General features: G+C 33.3%; 2 protein-coding genes. Both read right to left on the reverse strand.

Translation table 11 applies throughout. The features are described from left to right. Nucleotides 1-96 precede the first annotated feature (96 nt). Nucleotides 97-462 carry a Rid family detoxifying hydrolase gene (locus Q0370_RS02570; protein WP_006803498.1) on the reverse strand — a complete coding sequence of 122 codons (366 nt, stop codon included), beginning with the start codon at nt 460-462 and terminating at the stop codon, nt 97-99. Nucleotides 463-571: 109 nt separating this feature from the next. After that, nucleotides 572-2,887, reverse strand: coding sequence for a patatin-like phospholipase family protein (locus Q0370_RS02575; RefSeq protein WP_299571704.1), 2,316 nt, complete (start codon nt 2,885-2,887; stop codon nt 572-574). Nucleotides 2,888-2,984: the final 97 nt, after the last annotated feature.

A 2,984-nucleotide genomic window follows, 5' to 3' on the forward strand; every position in this document is an offset into this window, starting at 1 on the left:
TAGCCATAGGTTGTAGGATTTGCGGCAATGAGCAATCCTACGAAAATAAAAAAGATAACTTCAAGTTTCCCCAAAGTCATCTGTTTCATTTAAAAATTATTCTCCAAAATAAGCTATTGCTTCAATTTCCACCAAAACTCCTTTTGGCAATTTATCTACTGCAAAGGCTGATCTTGCTGGATATGGTTCAGTAAAGTATTCTGCATAAATGTTGTTTACTGCTCCGAAGTCATTGATGTTGTCTAATAATACAGTTGTTTTTATAACATTTTTTGTTGTTAATCCGTTGTTTTCTAAGATTGCCTTCAAGTTTTCAAGAACTTGTCTTGCCTGTTCTTCTACTGTAACAGCTTCAATTTGCTGATTTTCAGGATTTATTGCGATTTGTCCTGAGATGTACAAAAAGTCGCCTGCTTTTCTAAAGGCTGAATATGGTCCAACTGCTTCTGGTATTTTTTTCATTTCTTCCTCCTAATTTTTTATATTTTTTAAATTTTACAATTTTATTCTATCATATTTTTTCAATATCAAAAAGATTTTTCTTTCACTTTGCTTACTATTCCCAAAATTATTATTCTGGCGAATATCCAAAGTTTATAATGTATCTCCAGCTTTCTCCCGGAACTTTTGCAAATCCAAAGTAAAGCGGAATTGACAAGGCTTTTACTCCAAGCCCAAATTTATAGCTTTCCTTTTCTTCATTTCCGAAGCTGTAGGCTTTTTGAGAAATGTTTGCTCTTGAGTAAGTTGTATCTAAATATACAAGTTTTGACAAATTATATTGAGCTTTCAGGCTTCCAATAAAGATACTGTTTCCACGAATTTTATCTGCTGGCATTCCAGCAAATTCTAGTGAATTGTCAGCTGTTCGTATTCCTCCCATTTTTGGTCTGTAAGTTTCTGGAATATTGCTTCCATCTGTTGTCAAATAAGACACTCTTGGAGTAATTGTTATTTTTTCGCCAATCGGTATATTAATTTCTCCACCTGCGCTTAATGAGTTAAATTTAGCCTCTTTTGAGTTTGCCAAAGTATAATTTGAGAAAAAGTAAATACCTTTTGTTGCAAAATTAAGGCTGTCTCTTGTATCATAATTTAGCTTAGCTTCATAATATGGAAAGGCTTTTCTTACATTTTCAGCATTATTCTGATGTTTTGTCACATCTGAAATCTGATAGCCTCCACCAATTGAGAATAACAGATTTTTATACATTTCAAATCCAATTCCTGCTCCAATTTTGAATTTTCTGTTTTCAAAGTTGAAATATCCGTTATTGTATTTTTGATTTTTTATAATATCACGTTTGTATTCAAATTCGCTGTAAATCAAGGCCTTCGAATCTTTTCCAAGTTCCATAGTTGCCTTACCTCTTGCCCCATATTCATTTGCAACCGTTCCAGTTACTGAATATCTTACATTTGTATTATTTATAATTTTACTTCCCTGAAAACCAACATTTACTGTTGCCAAGTCCTCGTTATTTATATTTCCCGAAAGCGTCAGATAATCGCTTGGTTTTTCTTGAACATTTATTACTAGATCATTGTCCTTCACTTCGTAGTAAACAGTTGTAAAATCACCGTTCTGATAAATATTATTAACAATTTTTTCCATATCCAGCCTGCTTAAAACACCAAGTTTATTAGGTAAAAATTTATCAAAATATTCTTTTTTATATTTTTTGTTACCTTCTATTACAACTCCAGAAATATTATACTCATCCTTCCAAGTCCGTCTAAACTCTTTCCGTTTTTCTTCCAATTTTTCAAAAAGTTCAGGATTTGATAATTTTCTAATTTCATCTATATTTTCTCTTGCAATTTTCTCTCCAGCCGCAATAAGTTCTTTTACCTTTGAAAAATCATAAGACTCAAATTTTTCCAAATCTGGTTTCATATACAAGTCAAGCATACGAATTTGCCGTTCCACTTCCTGCCTTCCAGCAATTGTTGTCGAATCTGAAATTACATCAACCAAATTCATTTTATTCTCATCTCTTTTTGTAAATCCATCTCCTACATTCACTCCAATAGTATAATCTGCTCCAAGCACCTTCACATCCTGCACAGGTAAATTCCTTGTAACTCCTCCGTCAATATAAAGTCTTTCCCCATCTCGAATTGGTGCAAAAATTGACGGCAACGACAAACTTTCTCTTATAGCCGTTGCAATCGACCCCTTGTCAATCATAACTCCTTCTCCAGATTCCAGATCAGTCGCAACCGCCGCAAATTTCCTAGGAAATTTTCTAAAATCCTGTACTCTTAATGCTCCATAAAAAATTTCATTCAGCCTTTGGCTCGCAGTTTTCCCACCAACAACTCCACTAGGTAATTTTGGCATAAAATTTTTCATTGGAATTACCGTACTATTCCTATCTTCAATTGAATTTCTTATAGCTCCCTTGTCCTTTCTCTCGATTTTATCGCTAAAAAGCCCCAGCCAATCCATACTAATCGCTATTTCTTCTATTTCCTGCGGCGTATACCCCACACTATACATTCCCGCAATAATACTTCCCATACTCGTTCCAGTCGCATATTCTATAGGCACCTTTTCCTCTTCCAGTATCTTCAATATCCCAATATGCGCAAGCCCTTTCGCTGTTCCCCCACTAAGCACCAGCCCAATTCTCTTATTCTCCTGAGAAGTTATCTCTTTTTTATTTTCTAATTTTTTTTCTTTATTTAAAATATCCCTGTCCGATTCTATTTTAGGCTCATTTTCCAAAACTTCCTTTTTACTGTCTTTTTTACTTTCCTGCAAATTTTGTTCATCTTTTTTTAACACAAAGTAACTTTCATCTTTTAAATTTTCAGAAATCCCAAAACTATTTACCAAAAGAAAAATAATTAAAAACAAAAAACTTTTTCTTTTTTCAATCATCTACATTATCCTCCTTTTTTACTTATTTTTTATTATCGACCTTTAAGGATGACAAAATTTGGGTACGAATATCATCCACGCCATTTGGATTATTTGG

It is taken from the genome of uncultured Leptotrichia sp., assembly GCF_938036635.1.
Taxonomy (GTDB): Bacteria; Fusobacteriota; Fusobacteriia; order Fusobacteriales; family Leptotrichiaceae; genus Leptotrichia; species Leptotrichia hongkongensis.